Annotated in this window: 3 protein-coding genes; 1 reads left to right on the top strand and 2 read right to left on the bottom strand. The window is 62.2% G+C overall.

From position 1 onward, the window contains the following. Nucleotides 1-267, top strand: a 267-nt coding sequence (locus EOA24_RS42585; RefSeq protein WP_210213642.1) for a hypothetical protein, incomplete at its 5' end; no start/stop codon positions are given. Here EOA24_RS42585 and EOA24_RS36470 read toward each other — a convergent pair. Further along, nucleotides 268-408, bottom strand: coding sequence for a DUF1127 domain-containing protein (locus EOA24_RS36470; protein ID WP_071074868.1), 141 nt, complete (start codon nt 406-408; stop codon nt 268-270). It lies immediately after the preceding gene. 343 nt (nt 409-751) lie between these two features. Then, on the bottom strand, nt 752-1,762 hold the full coding sequence (locus EOA24_RS36475; RefSeq protein ID WP_126080828.1) for an NAD(P)H-quinone oxidoreductase: 1,011 nt from the start codon (nt 1,760-1,762) through the stop codon (nt 752-754). Nucleotides 1,763-1,831 lie beyond the last annotated feature (69 nt).

A 1,831-nucleotide genomic window follows, 5' to 3' on the forward strand; every position in this document is an offset into this window, starting at 1 on the left:
GCGTATTGGCCATGTCAAAAATCCTTCTCGTTCGCCCGCGTTCCCGCGCGGGCGGTGGTTTTAGAGCCACCAAAATGGGAAATTCGCGGCCTGTATAAACGCTCCCTCGAATTTTCGCAATGTTTTTGGAAAAGGGCTGATTCACAGCCATTAAAAGACAAAACCCGCTGGACGAGGTCCAGCGGGCTTGGAACCGGAAACGAAGCAAGCGTCTCGACGGCTCTTGCTTGCCTATCCAGCCTGGCCCTGTGGCCGGGCTGGTTTTGATTACACCGCCTGACGGGCAATGCGCTCGATGTCGGCGCGGTTGATGCCGAGGTCGCTGAGCTGGCGGGCATTGAGCTTGTTCAATTCGCGCACGGTCTCGTTGTACATGCGCCACTTACGGAAAGCACGGATCGGGTTCATTTCAGTTTCTCCAGTCGTTTGATGAAATCGTTTGATGCCGCGTAAATAGGCATGCCTGCCCAAGAAATGAACGGACGCTTTTGCATGGCCGCAATGCGTTTTGTGCATTGCACCATTAACGATGCGTTCAGCTTGGAACAGGGGACAACGCGGACCGAGATTCAGGTCAGGCCGAGCCGAAAATGGTGGCGCTCGAGAACCGGAGCGGAGCGTACTTCCGCATGTCCCGGAAAAGTGGTTCCGGTTTTCCGATAAGGGACATGCGGTTCCAAAAAATACGTGAGCACCGGAAGCGCAGGAAGCCGCCGTTCGCAGGCCGGCCTCACCTGAACATCGGCCTATCTTACCCGACGTCGAGGACGATCTTGCCTATATGCTCGCCCTCTTCCATCCGCTCATGCGCCCGCCAGGCTTCGGTCAGGGGAAAGATCATGTCCATGACCGGAGCCACCTTGCGCGTGCCGAGCAGCGGCCATACCTGCGCCTCCAGCGCGGCGGCGATCGCCGCCTTGAACTCGACGGTGCGCGGACGAAGCGTCGAGCCGGTATGGGTCAGGCGCTTGACCATCAGCGTCGCGAAATTGGTGCTTGCGACAGCGCCGGCCTGCACGGCGATCTGGACGATCCGCCCCTCGACGGCCGCGGCCTCGTAGTTGCGCGCGACATAGTCGCCGCCGACCATGTCGAGGATGACGTCGGCGCCCTTGCCGCCGGTCGCATCCTTGACCGCGGCGACGAAATCCTCCTCGCGATAATTGATCGCCCGGTCGGCGCCGAGCTTGAGGCAGGCGTCGCATTTGTCCTTGCTGCCGGCGGTGGTGAAAACAGTGGCGCCGAAGGCCGAAGCAAGTTGGATGGCGGTGGTGCCGATGCCGGACGATCCGCCATGGACAAGCAGCGTCTCGCCCTTCTTGAGCCCGCCGCGCTCGAACACATTGTGCCAGACGGTAAAGTAGTTCTCCGGCACGGCCGCGGCTTCCGAATAGGTGAAGCCGGCCGGGATCGGCAGCACGCTGCCGGCATGGACCTTGACATATTCGGCATAGCCGCCGCCCGGCGTCAGCGCGCAGACCCGGTCGCCGATGCGCCAGCGCGATATGTCGTCGCCGAGCGCCGCGATCTCGCCGGCGACCTCGAGTCCAGGTAGGTCCGAGGCGCCAGGCGGCGGCGGATAGACACCCTTGCGCTGCTGCACGTCGGGTCGGTTGACCCCGGCTGCGTGCACCCGGATCAGCACTTCGCCGGGGCCGGGGACCGGCACGTCGCGGGTTTCCGGCTTGAGCACCCTGGGACCGCCGGGTTGCGAGATCGCGATGGCTGTCATCTTCTCCGGGATCTTGTCCTTGTTCGCCATCGCTGTCCCGTCTCCTCGAATCCTGTCTTGTCACAGTGGTTTGCATCGGCGCCCTGCCCTATGTATGCT

It is taken from the genome of Mesorhizobium sp. M2A.F.Ca.ET.039.01.1.1, from assembly GCF_003998035.1.
GTDB lineage: Bacteria > Pseudomonadota > Alphaproteobacteria > Rhizobiales > Rhizobiaceae > Mesorhizobium.